This is a genomic window from Pseudonocardia sp. DxW (genome assembly GCF_058448985.1).
Window position 1 is genome coordinate 359,174 of the sequence record NZ_JBZFLK010000001.1, and the last position, 18,330, is coordinate 377,503.

At 74.3% G+C, this 18,330-nt stretch carries 21 protein-coding genes; 6 read left to right on the forward strand and 15 right to left on the reverse strand.

Annotation, left to right across the window (positions count from 1 at the left end; translation table 11 throughout):
* Nucleotides 1-24: 24 nt before the first annotated feature.
* Nucleotides 25-1,260 (reverse strand): glucose-1-phosphate adenylyltransferase, encoded by a 1,236-nt coding sequence (gene glgC / locus ACVJO7_RS01730; protein ID WP_344026396.1) that lies wholly within the window; start codon nucleotides 1,258-1,260, stop codon nucleotides 25-27.
* 124 nt (nucleotides 1,261-1,384) lie between these two features.
* Between glgC and glgA the strand changes: the two genes are divergently transcribed.
* Nucleotides 1,385-2,548 (forward strand): glycogen synthase, encoded by a 1,164-nt coding sequence (glgA, locus tag ACVJO7_RS01735; RefSeq protein ID WP_491671408.1) that lies wholly within the window; start codon nucleotides 1,385-1,387, stop codon nucleotides 2,546-2,548.
* Between the two features lie 45 nt (nucleotides 2,549-2,593).
* Here the strand turns inward: glgA and ACVJO7_RS01740 are convergent, their stop codons facing one another.
* The 4 genes from ACVJO7_RS01740 to ACVJO7_RS01755 form a co-directional block, all read right to left on the reverse strand.
* Entirely contained in the window at nucleotides 2,594-2,761 is a 168-nt protein-coding gene (locus ACVJO7_RS01740; RefSeq protein ID WP_344026400.1) for a DUF3117 domain-containing protein, read from the reverse strand.
* A 196-nt stretch (nucleotides 2,762-2,957) separates the two neighbouring features.
* Nucleotides 2,958-3,581: a DNA-3-methyladenine glycosylase I gene (locus tag ACVJO7_RS01745; protein ID WP_491671409.1), complete on the reverse strand. Its 624-nt coding sequence runs from the start codon at nucleotides 3,579-3,581 to the stop codon at nucleotides 2,958-2,960.
* On the reverse strand, nucleotides 3,578-4,108 hold the full coding sequence (locus ACVJO7_RS01750) for an SRPBCC family protein (RefSeq protein ID WP_491671410.1): 531 nt from the start codon (nucleotides 4,106-4,108) through the stop codon (nucleotides 3,578-3,580). The genes ACVJO7_RS01745 and ACVJO7_RS01750 overlap by 4 nt, the downstream gene beginning before the upstream one ends.
* A complete protein-coding gene (locus ACVJO7_RS01755) occupies nucleotides 4,083-4,445 on the reverse strand; it encodes a DivIVA domain-containing protein (RefSeq protein WP_344026406.1) in 363 nt (120 codons plus the stop codon). Before ACVJO7_RS01755 ends, ACVJO7_RS01750 begins: the two co-directional genes overlap by 26 nt.
* A gap of 114 nt (nucleotides 4,446-4,559) precedes the next feature.
* Here ACVJO7_RS01755 and ACVJO7_RS01760 point away from each other — a divergent pair.
* Nucleotides 4,560-5,475 (forward strand): IS5 family transposase gene (locus tag ACVJO7_RS01760; RefSeq protein WP_376772685.1). Its coding sequence is split into 2 segments (ribosomal slippage): nucleotides 4,560-4,972 and nucleotides 4,971-5,475, totalling 918 coding nucleotides; the frame shifts between segments, so codons are not numbered across the junction.
* Here the strand turns inward: ACVJO7_RS01760 and ACVJO7_RS01765 are convergent.
* Genes ACVJO7_RS01765 through dapE form a run of 3 tightly spaced genes read right to left on the reverse strand, consistent with a single transcriptional unit; the run spans nucleotide 5,472 to nucleotide 7,977 of the window.
* Nucleotides 5,472-6,095 (reverse strand): LOG family protein, encoded by a 624-nt coding sequence (locus tag ACVJO7_RS01765; protein ID WP_491671411.1) that lies wholly within the window; start codon nucleotides 6,093-6,095, stop codon nucleotides 5,472-5,474. The two genes, ACVJO7_RS01760 and ACVJO7_RS01765, sit on opposite strands and share 4 nt — an antisense overlap.
* Nucleotides 6,095-6,865, reverse strand: a complete 771-nt coding sequence (locus tag ACVJO7_RS01770; protein ID WP_344026410.1) for an LOG family protein — start codon at nucleotides 6,863-6,865, stop codon at nucleotides 6,095-6,097. Before ACVJO7_RS01770 ends, ACVJO7_RS01765 begins: the two co-directional genes overlap by 1 nt.
* Nucleotides 6,866-6,912: 47 nt before the next feature.
* The gene (gene dapE, locus ACVJO7_RS01775; RefSeq protein ID WP_491671569.1) at nucleotides 6,913-7,977 is read right to left on the reverse strand and encodes a succinyl-diaminopimelate desuccinylase; all 1,065 of its coding nucleotides are present in this window, start codon (nucleotides 7,975-7,977) and stop codon (nucleotides 6,913-6,915) included.
* A gap of 532 nt (nucleotides 7,978-8,509) precedes the next feature.
* Here dapE and ACVJO7_RS01780 point away from each other — a divergent pair.
* The 3 genes from ACVJO7_RS01780 to ACVJO7_RS01790 all read left to right on the forward strand — a co-directional run bounded on the left by ACVJO7_RS01780 (nucleotide 8,510) and on the right by ACVJO7_RS01790 (nucleotide 11,145).
* Entirely contained in the window at nucleotides 8,510-9,217 is a 708-nt protein-coding gene (locus tag ACVJO7_RS01780; protein WP_491671412.1) for a helix-turn-helix domain-containing protein, read from the forward strand.
* 11 nt (nucleotides 9,218-9,228) lie between these two features.
* Nucleotides 9,229-10,167: a 2,3,4,5-tetrahydropyridine-2,6-dicarboxylate N-succinyltransferase gene (gene dapD, locus ACVJO7_RS01785; protein WP_491671413.1), complete on the forward strand. Its 939-nt coding sequence runs from the start codon at nucleotides 9,229-9,231 to the stop codon at nucleotides 10,165-10,167.
* 96 nt (nucleotides 10,168-10,263) lie between these two features.
* Complete coding sequence (locus ACVJO7_RS01790; protein WP_491671414.1) at nucleotides 10,264-11,145, forward strand: CHAD domain-containing protein; 882 nt, start codon at nucleotides 10,264-10,266, stop codon at nucleotides 11,143-11,145.
* Between the two features lie 15 nt (nucleotides 11,146-11,160).
* On the opposite strand, the gene ACVJO7_RS01795 is transcribed toward ACVJO7_RS01790, so the two are convergent.
* From ACVJO7_RS01795 to fdxA, 3 genes are all read right to left on the reverse strand, one after another.
* On the reverse strand, nucleotides 11,161-12,420 hold the full coding sequence (locus ACVJO7_RS01795) for an MFS transporter (protein ID WP_491671415.1): 1,260 nt from the start codon (nucleotides 12,418-12,420) through the stop codon (nucleotides 11,161-11,163).
* Nucleotides 12,421-12,508: 88 nt separating this feature from the next.
* A complete protein-coding gene (dapC, locus tag ACVJO7_RS01800; protein WP_491671416.1) occupies nucleotides 12,509-13,612 on the reverse strand; it encodes a succinyldiaminopimelate transaminase in 1,104 nt (367 codons plus the stop codon).
* The gene (gene fdxA, locus ACVJO7_RS01805; protein ID WP_344026424.1) at nucleotides 13,609-13,935 is read right to left on the reverse strand and encodes a ferredoxin; all 327 of its coding nucleotides are present in this window, start codon (nucleotides 13,933-13,935) and stop codon (nucleotides 13,609-13,611) included. The genes dapC and fdxA overlap by 4 nt, the downstream gene beginning before the upstream one ends.
* A 115-nt stretch (nucleotides 13,936-14,050) precedes the next feature.
* Here fdxA and ACVJO7_RS01810 point away from each other — a divergent pair, with 115 nt between their 5' ends.
* Nucleotides 14,051-15,112 carry a GNAT family N-acetyltransferase gene (locus ACVJO7_RS01810; protein ID WP_491671417.1) on the forward strand — a complete coding sequence of 354 codons (1,062 nt, stop codon included), beginning with the start codon at nucleotides 14,051-14,053 and terminating at the stop codon, nucleotides 15,110-15,112.
* Nucleotides 15,113-15,131: 19 nt separating this feature from the next.
* Here the strand turns inward: ACVJO7_RS01810 and ACVJO7_RS01815 are convergent, their stop codons facing one another.
* Genes ACVJO7_RS01815 through tsaD form a run of 4 tightly spaced genes read right to left on the reverse strand, consistent with a single transcriptional unit; the run spans nucleotide 15,132 to nucleotide 18,303 of the window.
* Nucleotides 15,132-15,914 (reverse strand): hypothetical protein, encoded by a 783-nt coding sequence (locus ACVJO7_RS01815; protein WP_344026430.1) that lies wholly within the window; start codon nucleotides 15,912-15,914, stop codon nucleotides 15,132-15,134.
* The gene (locus ACVJO7_RS01820; RefSeq protein ID WP_491671418.1) at nucleotides 15,911-16,300 is read right to left on the reverse strand and encodes a hypothetical protein; all 390 of its coding nucleotides are present in this window, start codon (nucleotides 16,298-16,300) and stop codon (nucleotides 15,911-15,913) included. Before ACVJO7_RS01820 ends, ACVJO7_RS01815 begins: the two co-directional genes overlap by 4 nt.
* Nucleotides 16,297-17,184 (reverse strand): N-acetyl-1-D-myo-inositol-2-amino-2-deoxy-alpha-D-glucopyranoside deacetylase, encoded by an 888-nt coding sequence (gene mshB / locus ACVJO7_RS01825; protein WP_491671419.1) that lies wholly within the window; start codon nucleotides 17,182-17,184, stop codon nucleotides 16,297-16,299. Before mshB ends, ACVJO7_RS01820 begins: the two co-directional genes overlap by 4 nt.
* A gap of 9 nt (nucleotides 17,185-17,193) precedes the next feature.
* On the reverse strand, nucleotides 17,194-18,303 hold the full coding sequence (tsaD, locus tag ACVJO7_RS01830) for a tRNA (adenosine(37)-N6)-threonylcarbamoyltransferase complex transferase subunit TsaD (RefSeq protein WP_491671420.1): 1,110 nt from the start codon (nucleotides 18,301-18,303) through the stop codon (nucleotides 17,194-17,196).
* Nucleotides 18,304-18,330 lie beyond the last annotated feature (27 nt).

Sequence of the window (18,330 nt, forward strand, 5' to 3'; positions counted from 1 at the left end):
TCCGCCCTGCGGAAGGCCCCGCGCCTAGTGGGCGGTGACGCCCTTGCCGAGCACGACCACGCCGCCGTTGGAGACCGTGTAGCGGCTGCGGTCCAGGTTCATGTCGACGCCGATCAGCGCACCGTCCGGGACGACGACGTTCTTGTCCAGGATCGCCCGGCGCACCACCGCGCCGCGGCCGATCCGGGCCCCCGGGAGCACCACCGAGTCCGAGACCTCGGCGCCGCCCTGGACGCTCACGTTCGGGCTGATCACCGACCGCCGGACGATCGCCCCCGAGATGATCGTCCCGGCGCCGACCACCGAGTCCTGGGCGATCCCGCCCTCGACGAACTTCGCGGGCGGCAGCGCCGGCGTCGCGCTGCGGATCGGCCAGCGCGCGTTGTACAGGTTGAAGATCGGGTGCACCGAGACGAGATCGGTGTGCGCGTCGTAGTACGCGTCGATCGTCCCGACGTCGCGCCAGTAGCCGGCGTCCCGGTCGGTCGCGCCCGGGACGATGTTGTCGGCGAAGTCGTAGACGTTCGCCTCGCCGCGCTCGACCAGCGCCGGGATGATGTCGCCGCCCATGTCGTGGTCGGAGTCCGCGTTCGAGGCATCGGCCCGCAGCGCGTCGAGCAGGGCCTGGGTGGTGAAGACGTAGTTTCCCATCGAGGCGAACGTCACGTCCGGGTCGTCCGGCACGTGCGGCGGGTCGGACGGCTTCTCCAGGAACTCGGTGATCCGCCCGGTCTCGTCGGAGGCGATGCAGCCGAACGCCTTCGCCTCGGCCCGCGGCACCCGGATCCCGGCGACCGTGACCCCGGCACCGGACTCGGCGTGCTCGGCGATCATCTGCGCCGGGTCCATCCGGTAGACGTGGTCCGCGCCGAACACCGCGATGTACTCGGGCTCGTCGTCGTAGACGAGATTGAGGCTCTGGAAGATCGCGTCGGCGCTGCCGGTGTACCAGCGGCGGCCGAGCCGCTGCTGGGCCGGGACGGTGGTGATGTACTGGTCGAGGACGCTGGACAGCCGCCAGGTCGTCGAGATGTGCCGGTCCAGCGAGTGCGACTTGTACTGGGTCAGCACGCACAGCCGGTCCATACCGGCGTTGACCAGGTTCGACAGCACGAAGTCGATCAGCCGGTAGTTCCCGCCGAACGGGACGGCCGGCTTCGCACGGTCCGCGGTGAGCGGCCACAGACGCTTGCCCTCGCCACCCGCCAGCACGATTCCCAAGACCCTGCCGGGCAGCCGTCCGGACGACGTCGGTCGCATGGGGTGAACCCTAGTGCCCGCACGGTGAAGGGGCCATACGTCCGGCGCGCCCTGCGGCCGCGGGCCGGGGAGCACTCGATCACTGCTCGCGACGCCCGGCCCGGATCCCGTACGGTCAGCCGCCGTGCGCGTCGGCCTCCTCACCCGTGAGTACCCCCCTGCCGTCTACGGCGGTGCCGGGGTCCATGTCGGACACCTCGTACCCGCCCTGCGGGAGCTCGTCGACGTCGACGTGCACTGCTTCGCCGAGCCGGGGAGCGACGCCCCGCCGGACGCCCGCACCCACTCCGCGCCGCCGCTGCCGGACGGGGCGAACGCGGCGCTGTCCACGCTCGGGGTGGACCTGTCGATGGCGGCCGAGCTGGAACGCTGCGACATCCTGCACTCGCACACCTGGTACGCGAACATGGCCGGGCACCTCGGCGGGCTGCTGCACGGCCGCCCGCACGTGGTCACGGCGCACTCGCTGGAGCCGCTGCGGCCGTGGAAGGCCGAGCAGCTGGGCGGCGGGTACCGGCTGTCGTCCTGGGTCGAGCGGACCGCCTACGAGGCCGCGGACGCCGTCATCGCCGTCTCGCACGGCATGCGCCGCGACGTGCTGGCCGCCTACCCGGCGATCGACCCCGAGCTGGTGCATGTGGTGCACAACGGGATCGACACCGAGTTCTACCGGCCCGACCCGGCCCGCGACGCGCTCGTCGAGAACGGGATCGACCCGGACCGGCCGAGCGTGGTGTTCGTCGGGCGGATCACCCGGCAGAAGGGGCTCGCCCACCTGATCGCCGCCGCGCACCGGTTCGACCCGTCGGCCCAGGTCGTGCTGTGCGCCGGCGCACCGGACACGCCGGAGATCGCCGCCGAGACCGAACGGGCGGTGGCCGAGCTGTCGGCGTCCCGGTCCGGGGTGGTGTGGATCCAGCGGATGCTGCGCACCACCGAGGTCCGCCAGCTGCTGTCCGCCGCAACGGTGTTCGTGTGCCCGTCGGTGTACGAGCCGCTCGGCATCGTCAACCTGGAGGCGATGGCCTGCGGGACGGCCGTGGTCGCCTCGGACGTCGGGGGCATCCCGGAGGTCGTCGCGGACGGCGAGACGGGACTGCTGGCGCACTACGACGCGGGCGACACCGCGGCCTTCGAGACCGCGGTCGCGGACCGGGTGAACGAGCTCGTCGCGGACCCGGAACGGGCGGCCCGGATGGGAGAGCGCGGGCGGGAGCGCGCGGTCGGCGACTTCGCCTGGGCCGAGATGGCCCGGCAGACGCTGGACGTCTACGAGAGCGTGGTGTGACGGGCGGGTGGCGGCACCGCGCACGGTGCCGCCACCCGGAGGGGGTCAGCCGACGGTCGCCTTCAGCGCCTCGCTGAGGTCGGCGGCCTCGTCGGGGGTCATCTCGACCACCAGGCGGCCACCACCCTCGAGCGGGACGCGCATCACGATGCCCCGGCCCTCCTTGGTCACTTCCAGGGGCCCGTCGCCGGTGCGGGGCTTCATCGCGGCCATTCGTCCGTCCTCCGTCAAGGTCCACACACACTGTCGTCCCGCGTCGACGCGTTCGGGGCACGCGCCGCGGCGGGAACACCATTGTCCCTCATCACCGGTGCCGGGGTGCAACCGAGGCGATCACGGCGCGGCGGCGGCCGTCCGGAGCCGATCCGGCATCGACGCAGCGCAACGGCCCGGCGACGTTCCGGTCAGCTCATCCGGGCCGCCCGGAGGGCTCCGCGCCGCCGCCGGCCCGCCAGCAGTACGCCACGTGATCGTCGACCAGTCCGGTCGCCTGCATGAGTGCGTAGCAGGTGGTCGGCCCGACGAACCGGAACCCGCGCTTCTTCAGCGCCCGCGACAGCGCGGTGGATCCGGGCGTGCTCGCCGGGACGTCGGCGAGGGTCGCCGGCCGGGGCCGGGTCGCCGGATCGGGTGCGAACGACGCCAGGAACCCGCCGAGATCGTCACCGGCGTCGATCAGGTCGAGCACCGCGCGGGCGTTCGACACCGTCGCCTCGATCTTCTGCCGGTTCCGGACGATCCGGGCGTCGGTGAGCAGCCGGGCCACGTCGTCGTCGCCGAAGCGCGCCACCCGCTCCGGGTCGAACCCGGCGAACACCTCGCGGAACGCCGGACGCTTGCGCAGGATGACGATCCAGGACAGCCCGGACTGGAAGCCCTCCAGCGTCATCCGCTCGAACCACGCGGCGGTGCCGTGCACCGGCTTGCCCCACTCGTCGTCGTGGTAGGCGACGTAGTCGGGCGCGGAGAGCGCCCAGTCGCAGCGGCCGCGACCGTCCGGCCCGGTCGTCGGCCCGGTCGTCGGCCCGGTCACCGGCCCGCCCGGTAGCGGTCCTCGGTGCGTTCGGCCATCGTGCGCAGCGACCGGGCGACGCCGGCCCGCAGTGCCGGGCGCACCACCGGCCAGCCGGTCCGGCCGAGCGCCCCCAGCGGCAGGTCGAGCAGCTCGGTCCACAGGAACCGGCTGCGCCGCGGACCGAGCTCCTCGACGGCGAAGATCCCGTCGCCACGGATCAGCCTGCCGGTGTGGGTGACGACGATCCGCCGGACACCCGGTTCGCCCGCCGGTGGCTCGGTCCACCCGGTGACGCGCATCGTGTCGGCGACGCCCAGCGGGCCGAACCCGGTGACGGCGCGCAGCTCGGTGCCCACCGAGCGGCCGTCGCCGGCGACGACCTCGACGGTGGTGGCGAGCATCCAGTCGGACTGGCCCTCGAGATCGGAGACGACCTCCCAGAGCAGGTCGGCGGGGACGTTCACGTCGACGGTGACGGTCAGCTCCGCCGCTCTGCTCTGCTCACCGGTACTGCTCTGCTCACTGTTCCGGCCGGTTCCCGTCATCCGGACCCTCCTCGGCGCGCATCCGCGCGATCGTCGCCTCCAGCCGGACGACCCGCTCGGCCAGCTCGTGCCGCTCGACCCGGATCCGGTCCAGCTCCCCCGCCAGCCGGTCCAGCGCCCAGTCGACCTCGGCCATCCGGTACCCGCGCAGGACCTGCTGGAACCGCAGGTCACGCACGTCGGCGCCGGACACCTCGCGGGCGGGCAATCTCGTCGGCGTCGCGTCCGGGGCGAGCGGGGCGAGCTCCTCGCCACGGCCGAACACCGCGGCGGCCAGCACGAACACCAGCCCCGCCACGACCGCGAGGACGAGCACGTACACCAGCGCGGTCCCCATGGCGCCATCTCATCACGTGCCGGCGATACCGACATCCCGCCCCGCTGGGCCGTTCGCCACCGCGCGCCGGGCGGCCGAACGACTAGGGCGTGTCTCCGAAATAGGTGGGTCGGGGTGCGCGATGCTGTAGCGGTGTCGCGCACTGCGGTCCTGACCGACGTTCAGTGGGCCCGGCTGGCCCCGCTCCTGCCCTCGTCGGAGGGTCGTCGCGGGCGCCCGTTTCGAGACAACCGTCGAGTACTCGAGGGCATCATCTACCGATACCGGTGCGGCCTGGCCTGGCGGGATGTCCCGTCCGAGTTCGGGCCGTGGCAGACGTTGTGGAAGCGGCACCGCCGCTACTCCGGCGATGGCACCTGGGACCACGTTCTCGCGGCTCTGCTGACCGACGCCGACACCGCCGGGATCGTGGACTGGGCGGTCAGTGTGGACTCCACGATCCTCCGCGCCCACCAACACGCCGCGACCCTGGCCCGCGACACAGGGGGCAGGATCGAATTACACGAATCTGCTCGCCGAGCCCGGCGATCACGCCTTGGGTCGGTCTCGCGGCGGGCTGTCGACGAAGATCCACCAGCTCGTCGATGGTCACGGCCGGCCGCTGGTGGTCCTGCTCGGACCGGGCCAAGGCGGGGACTCGCCGATGTTCCCGCACCTGATGGCGCATCTGAGCATCGCGCGAGCGGGCCCGGGACGTCCCCGAACACGGCCGGAACGACTGCGCGCTGACAAGGCCTACTCCTCGCGCGCGATCCGCCGCCATCTACGCGAGCGGCGGATCGTCGCCGTCATTCCCGAGCCCGCCGACCAGCAAGGACACCGCAAACGGCGAGGGGCACGCGGCGGCCGCCCGCCCGCGTTCGACCGCGCCGATTACCGCAATCGCAACGTCGTCGAACGCGGGTTCTGCCACGTCAAGCAGTGGCGCGGGCTGGCCACCCGTTACGACAAGCTCGCGCTGACCTTCCGCGGCGGCGCCGTCCTGAAGGCGATCGTCACCTGGCTCCGCGCTTTAGGAGACACGCCCTAGCTGACGGGACGGGCGCAGGCCGCGAGCGCCTCCTCGACCGGGTCGGCCACGGACACCGCGACGGCCGCCGAGCCCGGGTCCGCGCCGGATCCGCCGCCACCACGCACGACCCGCAACCGCTCCATCGGCGCCGACGAGGTGAAGCCGCCCGCGGCGAGACTGGCGACCCAGGTGAGCAGTCCGTCCCAGTGCCCACCCGGATCGAGCAGCACGACGGGCTTCCCGTGCAGTCCGAGCACCGCCGAGGACCACACCTCGAACAGCTCCTCACAGGTGCCGATGCCGCCGGGCAGTGCGAGGAATGCGTCGGATCGTTCCTCCATCAGCTGCTTGCGTTCCCGCATGCTGCCGGTGATGACGAGCTCGTCGCTGTCGTGGTCGGCCCACTCCCGCTCGACCATCGACCGCGGGATGATCCCGACGGTGCGACCGCCCGCGGCGCGCGCACCGGCCGCGACCGCGCCCATCATCGACTTCCGGCCGCCCCCGGAGACCAGCGTCCACCCCCGCGCCGCGATGCCGCGGCCGACGGCCTCGGCGAGATCGAGGTGCTGCGCGGCGACGCCGTCCGAGCTGGCGCAGTAGACGCAGACCGCGAAACCCCGTTCGCCGCCGTCCATCAGTGCGTCTCCTCCCAGGCGTGGTACGCCTCGTTCACCACGTCGACGGCGTCGTCGATGTCGTCGGTGACGTGCAGCAGGTCGAGATCCCGCGGCGAGATCTTGCCGTCACGCTGGACGGTCGTCGCGATCCAGTCGTAGAGGCCGCCCCAGTACTCGGTGCCGAGCAGGACGACCGGGAACTTCGTGACCTTCTTCGTCTGGACCAGCACGAGGGCCTCGAACAGCTCGTCCAGGGTGCCGAACCCGCCGGGCAGGCAGACGAACGCCTGCGAGTACTTCACGAACATCGTCTTGCGCGCGAAGAAGTACCGGAAGTTGATCCCGAGATCGACCCAGGGGTTGAGGCCCTGCTCGAAAGGCAGCTCGATCCCCAGGCCGACCGACAGCCCGCCGGCCTCGGAGGCCCCGCGGTTGGCGGCCTCCATCGCACCCGGTCCGCCCCCGGTGATCACCGCGAACCCGGCTCCTGCGAGCCGGGCGCCGAGCTCACGTCCCAGCTCGTACTCGGCCGAACCGGGCGGCGTCCGCGCCGAACCGAACACGGTCGCGGCGCGCGGCAGCTCGGCGAGCATGCCGAAGCCCTCGACGAACTCGGCCTGGATCCGCAGCACCCGCCACGGGTCGGTGTGCACCCAGTCCGCCGGGCCCCGCGAGTCGAGCAGCCGCTGGTCGGTGGTCGTGGGCTCGATGCTGCGGCTGCGGCGGAGCACCACGGGGCCGCGCTGCTTCTCCGGCAGCCTCTGGGGGTCGGCGTTCTGGTCGGCCATGCGGAGCACGGTATTCCGGGGTCCGGACGGCCGATCGGCCGGATGGCTCAGGGCGCGAGATACCGCCGCAGCACGGCCGTGCAGGCCGTGATCGCGGCCTCGGCGACGTGCTCGTCGCGGGTGTGCGCGAGGTTCGGGTCGCCCGGGCCGTAGTTGACGGCCGGGATCCCCAGCGCGGCGAAGCGCGACACGTCGGTCCAGCCGTACTTCGCACGCGGCACGGCGCCACTGACCTCGACGAACTCGGCTGCGGCCGGCGCCGACAGTCCCGGCAGTGCACCCGGCGAGAGATCGGTGACGGTCAGCGGGAAGCCGTCGAACACCTCACGGACGTGCTCGACGGCCTGGTCCGCGGACCGGTCGGGCGCGAACCGGAAGTTCACGGTGACGGTGCACTCGTCGGGGACGACGTTGCCCGCGACCCCGCCGGAGATCCGGACGGCCTGCAGGCCCTCGCGGTACCGGCAGCCGTCGATGTCGACGTCGCGGGCCTGGTACGACGCCAGCCGGGAGAGGATCTCCCCGGCCCGATGGATCGCGTTGTCACCGAGCCAGGAGCGCGCCGAATGTGCGCGCCGGCCGCCGGTGCGGAGCTCGACCCGCAGTGTGCCCTGGCATCCGGCCTCCAGCGCGCCGTCGGTCGGCTCGCCGAGGATCGCGAGATCGGCGTCGAGCCACTCGCGGTGCTCCCGCTCGATCCGGCCGAGCCCGTTGCGCTCGGCCTCGATCTCCTCGCAGTCGTAGAAGACGTAGGTGACGTCGTGCCGCGGCTCGGGCAACGTCGCCGCGACATGGGCGAAGACGGCGTCGCCTGCCTTCATGTCCGAGGTGCCGCAGCCGTGCACGATCCCGCCGGACCGCCGGGACGGCACGTTGTCCGCGATCGGCACCGTGTCGAGGTGGCCCGCGAGCAGCACCCGGTGCGGCCGGCCGAGCCGGGTGCGCGCCAGGACCGCGTTCCCGGACCGCAGCACCTCCAGATGCGGGGCCTGGTCCCGCAGGGCCCGCTCGAGCAGGTCGGCGAGCTGCTGTTCCTCGCCGGACACGCTCGCGACGTCGACCATCGCCGCGGTCAGCGCGACCGGATCGGCGGTCAGGTCCAGGGCGGGGATCGTGCTCGTCACCGCGACGACGGTACCGACCCCGCGGAGGTCTCCCGCCGCCGACCGCGCTCCGGACCCGAAGGCGTCCGTGGAGCGGGGCCGGACCGGCGGCCGGGGCCCAGGGGTGGGGACCCTCTGTGTCGCTTTGCTCTGCTCACCTCGGCTCTCCGCCGGCTCCACACCGGCCCGGAGCCCTGCCGGGGGCTACCGCCTGTGCGCGTCGCGGTGCCGCGTACCGCGGGCCACCGCCGTAGGCCGCGGCCCCATCGCCACCTGCCCCGGATACGGGCCGGCGCCTGCCTCCCGGCTCGGCCGGTCGGCTCGGTGGTGGCCGGGCGCCACCGCTCCGCTCGCGCACCGACCCCGGCCGGGTGAGCAGAGCAAAGCGGGACACACCCCCCCACCCACCTCCCGTCCTGTGCCGCCCGGCAGGGCGCGCCCGTACCGGCGGCCGGGCAGGCAGTTGCCCACAGGGGGTCGAACGATCCACAGGCACGGAGATCGCCGGTCCGTCGGGCCGGATCCCGCTCACGATCGAGGCATGAACAGGCCGGCGGACGACGATCGTCCACCCGAGGATCCGCGACCCCCCACCCCGGTCGGGCCGGTGCCCGACGTCTCCGGGATCGTGCGCGCGGTGCGGCGCCGGGCCGATCTCTCCCAGCGGGAGCTGGCGGAGCGCACGGGCCTGTCACCGGCCACGATCGGCCGGATCGAGAGCCGGTCGCTGGTCCCCGCCCTCACCACGCTCGCGGCCATTCTCGCCGTCGGCGGCATTCGGCTGGTCGCGGTCGACGAGGAGAACCGGCGGGTCACGCCGATGGAGGATCCGCCCGGCGACGAGCTCCGCGACGGCGCAGGCCGGCGTTTCCCGTCCCATCTCGACGTCATCCTCGATCCGGAGCCCGGCGAGTGGTGGGCCGACCGCTACGGCTTCGCCCGGCCACCGGAGACGTTCCGGCGGGATCGGACGATGCGCGACGTGATGCGCCGTCGCAGCGTCTGGGAGGTCCGGGTGAAGGACTACCAGTGGGCGGATCCGCCGCCCACGATCGAGCGGTGGATCCAGCTGCAGGCTCGGTGCGAACAGTGCGGGCGGATCCCACCGCCGGTTCCGCCGCCGTTCACCGTCGAGCGGGTCCATCGCTACCTCGACGCGGCCGCCCGCATCGCGAGCGCTCAGGTGGCGGGCACGAGGGTGGCCGGGCGCACCCACGGCGGCGCGCCGCGACCGTCACCGGACCGGTAGGTTCGTGGTCCGTGAGTACCGAGTACCGCCGCGAAGGCGCTTCCGGCACCGGCCTGGCCACCGTCACGACCGATGGCACCGTCCTGGACGTGTGGTACCCGGCCCCGGCGCTCGCCGGGACCGAGGTGACCGATCCCGCTGACGATCTCGCCGCGCTCGTCACCTCCGACGAGCTGCGCGGGGTGCGCTCCGAGGTCGTCCGCACCGAGATCGCGTCACTGGCCGACGCTCCCGCCGACGCCGCCGACGTCTACCTGCGCCTGCACCTGCTCAGCCACCGTCTCGTCCAGCCGCACCAGGTGAACCTGGAGGGCCAGTTCGGCCTCCTCGCCAACGTCGTCTGGACCAACCACGGACCGTGCCCGGTCGCCGGTTTCGAGCTGACCCGCGCGAAGCTGCGGGCACGCGGCCCGGTGACCGTCAGCCACGTCGACAAGTTCCCGCGGATGGTCGACTACGTGGTGCCCTCCGGTGTCCGCATCGGTGACGCCGACCGCGTCCGGCTGGGAGCGCACCTGGCCGAGGGCACGACCGTGATGCACGAGGGGTTCGTCAACTTCAACGCCGGCACCCTGGGCACCTCGATGGTGGAGGGGCGGATCTCGGCCGGCGTCGTCGTCGGCGACGGATCCGACCTCGGCGGGTCCGCCTCGGTCATGGGCACCCTGTCCGGCGGCGGCAAGGAGGTCATCTCGATCGGGCGGCGCTGCCTGCTCGGCGCCAACGCGGGCCTCGGGATCTCGCTGGGCGACTACTGCGTGGTCGAGGCCGGCCTCTACGTCACCGCCGGAACGAAGGTGACGCTTCCCGACGGGACGACGGCCGCCGCGCACACCCTGTCCGGGCGGGACGGGGTGCTGTTCCGCCGGAACTCCGTGACCGGTGCGGTCGAGGCGCTGCCGCGCACCGGCGACGGCATCGCCCTCAACGCCGCGCTGCACGCCAACTAGGCCGTGAGCATGGACGGGGCCCCGCAGCCTCCCTCGAACCTGTACGGCGCCGCGGATCTCGGTGAGCCGTTGGCGGCCGGCCCCGGGGAGCCGGCGGTGAACCACGTGCGGGCGCTGCTGGACAAGCGACTGCGCGCGATGCTGCACCACGAACCGGGCGTCCGGGACGGTTCCGATCCCGAGGAGCTGCACCAGATGCGGGTCGCCGTCCGGCGGATACGCGCCGCGCTGAAGTCCGCGCGGCCGCTCCTCGACGGCGCCTGGGCCGACGAGCTGCGTGCAGAGCTGGGCAGGCTCGGCCGGGCGCTGGGCCCCGTCCGCGATCTCGACGTGATGATCGAACGGCTGCGCGGTGCGGTGGCGACGCTGCCGCCCGCCGAGCAGGCCGCCGGGCAACGCCTGGTGTCGGTGCTGGAGGCCGACCGGATCGGAGCGCGGTCGGAGATGCTCGACGAGCTCGACGCCGACCGGCACGCCGCGCTGCGCCGCCGTCTCGTCGAGGCGGTGTCGGCGCCGCTGCCGGAGCCGCCCGACGACGGGTCGCGACCGGCGCTGATCGACCTGGTCCGGACCGAGACCCGCAAGCTGACCAGGGCGGTGCGCCGGGCCGGGCCGAACCCGCCGGAGATGATCCTGCACGACCTGCGGATCCGGACGAAGCGGCTGCGCTACACCGGCGAGCTCGTCGAACCGGCGATGCGCACGTCGAAGGGCAAGCGCACCTCGGACGCCAAGCGGGTCCGGAAGATGCTCAAGGCCGCGGAGGGCCTGCAGGAGGTCCTCGGCGACCATCAGGACGCCTGCGTCGCCGAGCACCGCATCCGTGCGCTGCTCGACGAGCTGGGCGACTCCCCGGACGCCCACGAGGTCTTCGTCGGTGGCCGGCTCGTGGAACGTGAGCGGGCGCGCGCCGAGCAGCTCCGCGGCTGCTGGTGGGAGGCGTGGGAGTCGCTCTCCGCGCGGGCCGACCGGCTCTGAGCTGCGCCGTTCCCGCTACGCCGGGCGATCGCCGATCCGGGCGACGGCGATCCCCTGGACCAGCCCGGCCGCGACGAGCAGGCCGATGGCCGGTCCGAAGCCGCCCACGTCGATGAGCAGGCCCATCACCAGGGGGCCGAGGCCGGCCGCGAGGTAGCCGATCCCCATCGCGAACCCGCTGATCCCCGCGCTCCGGGCCGGGGTCGGGGTCCGCCAGGCGATCACGGTCAGCCCCAGCGGGAGACCGGACCCGACACCGAAGCCGATCAGCACCGTCCACAGCCACGGCAGGGCCGTCTCCGGCGCCGGCGCCAGCAGGGCCCCGGCAGTCCCGGCGACGGTGCTCAGCACGGACAACGAGGCCCAGAACCGCCAGCGCCGCCGTCGTTCCGCCGCCGCGGGCACCAGCAGCGCGACCGGGATCTGCGCGACGCTCCAGACCGCCAGGAGCAGACCCGCCGCCTGCGGGCTCCAGCCCTGCGACTCGTAGTACGGCGACAGCCAGGTCAGCCAGCCGTAGAACGCGGTCGACGAACCGGCGAGGTAACAGGCGGTCCAGCGGGCAAACGGGTCCCGCCAGGTGCGCACCTCCGGCGTCCCGGCACCAGCCGGCCCGGAACCGGCGGTCACCGAACCGGCAGTCGCCGAACCGGCGGTCACGGAACCGGGGGTCACGGGCCGGGACCGGCCGATCCGGGCGGCGACCGGCAGCCACACGGTGAGGGCCAGCAGCGCCGGGACGGTCCACAGGGCCAGCGAGAGCGACCAGCCGCCGAGCAGCACCGCCAACGGGACCGCGACCGCGGACGCGACCGTCGCCCCCACCATCATCGCGACGACGTAGGCGCCGGTCACCGCACCGGCCCGGTCGGCGAGGTGCTCCTTCACCACCCCGGTCAGCTGGGCACCGGCGATGCCGATCCCCAGCCCGACCAGCACGCTGCCGCCGACGAGGGCGGGCAACGCGGCGACCGACCGCAGCGCGCTGCCGAGCGCGATCGTCGCCACGGCGATCCCGAGCAGCCGCTCCCGCCCGATGCGGGCGGTCAGCGCCGCCGCACCGAACGATCCGGCCGACATCATCAGCACCGAACCGGCCTGGACCAGGCCGGCCACACCGGAGCCGACGCCGAGATCGGCCCGGATCGTCTCCAGCAGCGGCGGATAGCCGGCCAGCGCGGCACGCAGGTTCACCGCCACCGCCAGCACCCCGAGCAGGACCAGCGCGGGCCGGACCGTTCGCAGCGCGGGCGACGGGCTCGCCGGGGACGACATCAGGCTCCTTCGCCTCGCTGGACCAGGACCCGGCGCACCGGCCCGCAGCAGCCCCCCAGCGGGGACGTGCGGACACCGGTGGACGGGCTCAGGTGCCGCCGAGCCGCTCCACGGCGGCGTCGATCCGCTCGTCCGGCGCGGTCAGCGCGACCCGGACGTGACGCGCTCCGGCCGGTCCGTAGAACTCGCCCGGCGCGACCAGGATCCCGAGCCCGGCGAGCCGGTCGACGGTCGTCCTGCACTGCTCACCATCGGTGGCCCACAGGTACAGCCCGGCCTGGGAGTGCTCGATCTGCAGGCCGGCCTTCTCCAGACCGGCCCGCAGGCGGGTCCGGCGGGCGTCGTAGCGGGCGGCCTGCTCGGCAACGTGGGCGTCGTCGGACACGGCGGCCTGCAGTGCCGCCTGCACCGGCCGCGGCACGATCATGCCGGCGTGCTTGCGCACCTCCAGCAGGCCCGAGACGAGCGCCGGGTCACCGGTCACGAACCCGGCCCGGTAGCCGGCGAGGTTCGACACCTTCGACAGCGAGTGCACCGCCAGCAGGCCGGTGTGGTCGCCGTCCGAGACGTCGGGATGCAGCACCGACCGTGGCGCGGGATCGGCGTCGCCGGGCAGTCCGAGGTAGCACTCGTCGGACGCGACGACGGCGCCGCGCTCGCGTGCCCAGGCAACCACCTTGCGCAGGTGCTCGACGGGCAGCACCCGTCCGGTCGGGTTGGACGGCGAGTTCAGCCACACCAGCCGCACCCGCGCCGGACCGGCCGCGGTCAGCCCGTCCGACCGGATGTGCTCGGCCCCCGCCAGCCGGGCCCCGACCTCGTAGGTCGGGTACGCCAGCTCCGGGATGACGACGGTGTCGCCGGACCCGAGCCCGAGCAGCGTCGGCAGCCAGGCCACCAGCTCCTTGGAACCGATGGTCGGCAGGACGGCGGCCGGATCGACGCCGGTCACCCCGAAGCGCCGCTGCAGCGAGGCCGCGATCGCCTCGCGCAGCGGAGCCGGGCCGTGCGTCGTCGGGTAGCCCGGCTCCGCGGCGGCCGGGCCGGCCAGCGCATCGCGCAGCAGGCCGGGGACGCCGTCGACCGGGGTGCCGACGGACAGGTCGACGATGCCGCCGGGGTGCCCGCCGGCCCGCTCACGCGCGGGGACCAGCGAGTCCCACGGGAAGTCGGGAAGGTCCAGCCTGGTCACTCGTCGTGTTCCTGCGGGGGCAGGCTCTTCGCGGGCTCCACGTCGTGGTCGACCTTGCCGACCTTGGAGGCACCGCCGGGCGAGCCCAGCTCGTCGAAGAAGTCGACGTTCGCCTTGGTGTAGGCGGCCCACTGCTCGGGCACGTCGTCCTCGTAGTAGATGGCCTCCACGGGGCAGACCGGCTCGCACGCACCGCAGTCGACGCACTCGTCGGGGTGGATGTAGAGCATCCGGCCGCCCTCGTAGATGCAGTCCACCGGGCATTCCTCGATACACGCCTTGTCGAGCAGGTCGACGCAGGGCTCGGCGATCACGTAGGTCACTTCGGTGGTCCTCCACTCGGGGCGCGGGCCCCCGGAGATCGTGTGGTGGCGGGGGGCCCGGTCAAACTGGGACTCCCGCAGGTTAACCCGCGACCCCGGCAGGGGCAGGAGTGAGGTGGTCGGCGCCATGCCGGAGAAGTTCCTCGGACGCCGGGTGGCGCTGCGCCACCGGATCGCCGACGACGGGGCGGAGGGCCCCCGCTTCACCGACGCGGTCGGCGAGCTCGCCCCCGACGGGCCGGACGCGGTGATCGTGCACACCCGCGGCGGACCGGTCCGGGTGGAGCGGGACGCCGTCGTCGCGATCCGGGCCGTGCCGCCCACCCCGCCGCGCCGGGCGTCCCGCGCCGCCGTGGCCCGCCTGGAACGGCTCCGCGCCGACGCCTGGCCCGCGCCGGTGCGGGAACAGCTCGGCGGCTGGCTGCTGCGCGCCGCGGGCGGGTACACGAAACGGGCGAACTCCGCGCTCGCGCCGGCGGACCCGGGTGTGCCGGTGGAGCAGGCCCTGGACCGGGTCCGGGAGTTCGCGACCCGGCACGGCATCGCCCCCGTCGTGCAGGCCCCGGCCGGTTCACCCTGGTCGAACCGGGTGCTCGACGCCGGATGGCGGGTGCTGCCCGAATGGGGCGGGGAATGCCTGGTGCTGGTCGCACCCGCCGGGGCCGCCGACGGCGCACCGGGCTGGCCGGCGATCCCGTCGGCGGCGTGGTGGGCCGCGTCCGGTGAGGAGCCGCCGTCCCCCGGCTCACCGGCCTGGGCGGTGCTGACCGGCGCGGGCGGGCCGGTGCGCGGAGGAGGTGAGCAGAGCAAGGAGGGCGGGCCGGCCGGGCAGACCGGGCAGACCGGCCCGCCGCCGCATGGTGAGCAGAGCAGAGCGACACCGCAGGTGGGGTTCGGCGTGGCCGAGACCGACGACGGGGTGCCGGCGGCGGCGATCCGCGCCGCCGTCGTCGAGGATCATGTGTACGTCGCGCGGCTGCAGGTCGCCGAGCCCTTCCGCCGGCGCGGCCTCGCCACCCGGCTCACCCGGGACGCGCTCGCCTGGGGCGCGGCGCGGGGCGCGCGGTTCACGCTGCTCGACGTCGCGGTCGACAACCCGGCAGGCCGCGCGCTGTACGCCCGCGAAGGGTGGACCGAGCACCATCGGTACCACTACCTGGTGCCCGGATCGGGCTGATCCGGCGGCGGCCCGCCGCTCAGCCGGTCGCGGCGAGGCCGTGCCGGTCCAGCCAGCTGCGGCCCTGCTTGGCCGCCCGCTTCAGCCCGGACCACTCCCCGAGGTACTTCCCGACCGCCCCGACGACCGGCAGCAGCCCCAGCCACTGGTGGTAGAAGCGCCCGTGCGGGCGCTTGTCCAGCTCGTCCTCGACCGACCAGAGGGCGCGGCCGAGCCGCCAGACCGCGCCGCCGACCTTCTTCAGGGTGGCCCGGGTGCCGGAGCCGGCCAGCTCGCCGGTGAGCTCGCGGGCCCGGGCGTCGGCCGCCGCGTCCTCCTCGGCGGTGAGCGCCAGGTCCGCGACCGTCAGCTCCCGCTGGAACAGCACCGAGGCGAGCAGCTCCACCAGCCGGTCCTCGTCGCGGACGCCGTGCTCGCCGGCGATGGCGACCAGCAGCAGGCCCTCGCCGGCGGCGCCGACGGCGTCGGACACCGGCAGCGTCCGCGCCAGCGCACCGCCGAGGCCGGGGATCGCCGCGATCAGCGTGGTGAACCGGCCAACCCGGTAGATCCACCAGTGCGCGCGACCGTCGACGTCCATCCGGGCCCAGGCCGCCGTGCCCGGGACCTGTACCGACGCGAGCGTGTCCAGGATCTTCTCGGACAGCCGCCGCTCCTCCGGCGCCGCACCGGTGGCGCCGGGCGTCGCCCGGGAGCGCAGCCCGAACGGGTCCGACTCCCGCAGCCCGTCGAGCACCGGCCGGGTGGCCCGGACGAACGGGCGCAGCACGGTCACCAGGTGATGGTCGGTCATCCCGCTCATCGCAGGGTCCTTCCGGAGTCGGCTGCCGCGATGTTCTCCACGGCCCTGCGGAACGCGATCAGCCCGGCCGCCGCCCCGGCCAGCAGCAGCAGCAGGGACTGCCAGGTCGCCGGGAGCAGGATGTCGCCGCCGGGACCGAACATGCCCAGCACCAGGACGGAGGCGAACCACACCAGGACCGGGGCCGCGGCCCCGGCCGTCGTCGGGGAGATCTCGGTCACCGTGGCGTGCACCAGCCACGGCAGCGACACCAGCACGATCACGGTGCCGATCGGCACCGGGACCGGTCCGATGTAGAGCATCTGGAACATCAGCTGGAACGCGACCAGCAGCACCGAGATGACGAACAGCAGCGCCGCGAGCGGTGCCCGGGCCAGGACGGTCACGGGTCCACCCCCTCGAACAGGTCGGTCTCCGCGCATCCGGGTTCGGCCCCGGCCAGCACGAACTCCTCCACCCCGAGCAGCGGCTGCACGATCCCGTTGCTCATCGCGAACGCCGTCCAGCCGGGCCCGGTGCGGACGTCGATCTGGGTGGCGTGCGCGCGCATCGCGGCGATCCGCTCGGCGTCGTACTTGCCGACGTCGATCCGGGTGGTCACGGCACCGGCGTCGTGGCCGGGGTGCTCGTCGGGTTCCGGCCAGCGCAGCCCGGTCCCGCCGGTGGCACCGCAGGCCGCCAGCAGCCGGTCCAGGCCGTCCTCCAGCAGCGCCCCGGACCGGACGGCGAAGTACAGCTTGGCGACGACGTCCGGGCGGGCGGCCGCGGCGGCCACCGTCAGCTCGTGCGCGCGGACGTGATCGGGATGGCCGTAGGTCCCGTCGGCGGCGTAGGACACCAGGACCTGCGGCCGCACCTCGTCGACGATCTCCAGCAGCTGGGCGAGCTGGGCGCCGAACGGATCGGCGGCGGCGAACGCCCGCGGGTGCAGCTGCGGCGGCAGCGCGGCCCGGGTGCCGTGCCCGGCCAGCACCATGCCGGTGTCCCGCCAGCGCCCGGCCCCGCCCAGGAAGCGGTGCTCCGGCCCGCCGAGCGCGGCCAGCGCCGTCTCCAGCTCGCGGATCCGGTAACCGCCCAGTTGGTCGCCCCGGTCGGGGGCGAGCTCGGCCAGCTCCGGCCCGATCACCTCGCCCTCCTCGCCGAGCGTGCAGGTCACCACGGTGACCCCGGTGCCGGGCTCGGCGGCGTAGCGGGCGATGGTGCCGCCGGTGGTCAGGGTCTCGTCGTCCGGATGGGCGTGGACGAGCAGCAGGCGGCGGTCGGGAGACACCCGTGGAGCTTACGAGGCGATGATCCGTCCCGCCGTCGCGGTGGTGGGCAGCGGGTGCGCCGCGGCCTCCCCCTCCGTGGGCGGGACCGGGACCGACGCACCGGTCAGCGGCACGGTCGGCACCGCCGTCGTCGCCAGCCCGGCCGGTCCGATCCCGGACCGCACCAGCAGGTCGCCCAGTGCGGCGATCATCGCGCCGTTGTCGGTGCACAGCCGGGGCGCGGGCACCCGCAGGGTGATCCCGGCGGCGGCGCAGGCCCGCTCCATCTCCGCGCGCAGCACCCGGTTGGCGGCGACCCCGCCGACCATCAGCAGGGTGTCCGCCCCGCGCTCGGCGCACGCCCGCAGCGCCTTGCGCACCAGCACGTCGACCACGGCCATCTGGAACGAGGCCGCCACGTCCGTCACCGGCACCGGCCGGCCGGCGTCCTGGGCCGCCTCGACGTGCCGGGCGACGGCGGTCTTCAGGCCGGAGAAGGAGAAGCCGAACGCGGCGTCGCGCGGCCCGGTCATCGGCCGCGGGAACGCGACGGCGGCCGGATCGCCGTCGAGCGCGGCCGCCGACACCGACGGCCCGCCCGGGTAGGGCAGCCCGAGCAGCCGGGCGACCTTGTCGAACGCCTCCCCCGCCGCGTCGTCGACGGTGTCGCCGAGGTGCTCGACCGGGTCGCGGGCCAGGTCGCCGAGCGAGAGCAGCGAGGTGTGCCCGCCGGACACGATCAGGCAGATGCAGCGGGCCGGCAGCGGGCCGTGCTCCAGGACGTCGACGGCGGCGTGCCCGGCGAGATGGTGCACGCCGTACAGCGGGACGTCCAGCGCCGTCGCGTACGCCTTCGCCGCCGCCACCCCGACGTGCAGCGCCGGGGACAGCCCGGGGCCCGCGGTGACCGCGACGGCGTCCACGTCGGACAGCGACACCCCGGCCGCGGCGACGGCGGCCCGCACCGTCGGCACCACCGCGCTCACGTGCGCGCGGGCGGCGACCTCGGGCACCACGCCGCCGAACCGGGCGTGCTCGTCGGCGGACGACGCCAATCCCTCGCCCAGCAGCGCCCCGTCCCGGACGAGCCCGGCGCCGGTCTCGTCGCAGGACGTCTCGATTCCCAGCACCAGCGACACGCCGTCCAGTCTCGCACCGGGCAGCGT

Coding starts and splice junctions, on each gene's coding strand:
- ACVJO7_RS01780 (WP_491671412.1), top strand. CDS start 8,510: ATGAACAGGCCGGCGGACGACGATCGTCCACCCGAGGATCCGCGACCC.
- ACVJO7_RS01795 (WP_491671415.1), bottom strand. CDS start 12,420: ATGTCGTCCCCGGCGAGCCCGTCGCCCGCGCTGCGAACGGTCCGGCCC.
- ACVJO7_RS01815 (WP_344026430.1), bottom strand. CDS start 15,914: ATGAGCGGGATGACCGACCATCACCTGGTGACCGTGCTGCGCCCGTTC.
- glgC (WP_344026396.1), bottom strand. CDS start 1,260: ATGCGACCGACGTCGTCCGGACGGCTGCCCGGCAGGGTCTTGGGAATC.
- ACVJO7_RS01740 (WP_344026400.1), bottom strand. CDS start 2,761: ATGGCCGCGATGAAGCCCCGCACCGGCGACGGGCCCCTGGAAGTGACC.
- ACVJO7_RS01755 (WP_344026406.1), bottom strand. CDS start 4,445: ATGGGGACCGCGCTGGTGTACGTGCTCGTCCTCGCGGTCGTGGCGGGG.
- ACVJO7_RS01765 (WP_491671411.1), bottom strand. CDS start 6,095: ATGGACGGCGGCGAACGGGGTTTCGCGGTCTGCGTCTACTGCGCCAGC.
- ACVJO7_RS01750 (WP_491671410.1), bottom strand. CDS start 4,108: ATGACGGGAACCGGCCGGAACAGTGAGCAGAGCAGTACCGGTGAGCAG.
- ACVJO7_RS01770 (WP_344026410.1), bottom strand. CDS start 6,865: ATGGCCGACCAGAACGCCGACCCCCAGAGGCTGCCGGAGAAGCAGCGC.